This is a genomic window from Aeromicrobium phragmitis, assembly GCF_003674095.1.
Classification (GTDB): Bacteria; Actinomycetota; Actinomycetes; order Propionibacteriales; family Nocardioidaceae; genus Aeromicrobium; species Aeromicrobium phragmitis.
On the sequence record NZ_RDBF01000305.1, the window covers coordinates 1 to 284 of the forward strand.

A 284-nucleotide genomic window follows, 5' to 3' on the forward strand; every position below is an offset into this window, starting at 1 on the left:
GCGGCGTGGACGCACGAGTAGTCGAACTCGATGCCCTGGCCGATGCGGTTGGGACCGCTGCCGAGGATCAGCACGGCCGGACGTTCGCGCGGCATCACCTCGGTCTCCTCGTCGTACGAGGAGTAGTGGTACGGCGTGCGGGCGGCGAACTCGGCGGCGCACGTATCGACCGTCTTGTAGACCGGACGCACTCCGAGCGCGTGGCGGACGCCGCGCACGACATCCTCGCGCATGTCGCGCAGCTCACCGATCTGGGCGTCGCTGAACCCGTGCCGCTTGGCGAG

1 protein-coding gene is annotated in these 284 nt (G+C 69.4%); it reads right to left on the reverse strand.

Annotated features, from left to right (window positions below; translation table 11 throughout):
- On the reverse strand, positions 1–284 hold a 284-nt coding region (locus D9V41_RS17475; RefSeq protein ID WP_133434260.1), incomplete at both ends, for a carbamoyl phosphate synthase preATP-grasp domain-containing protein.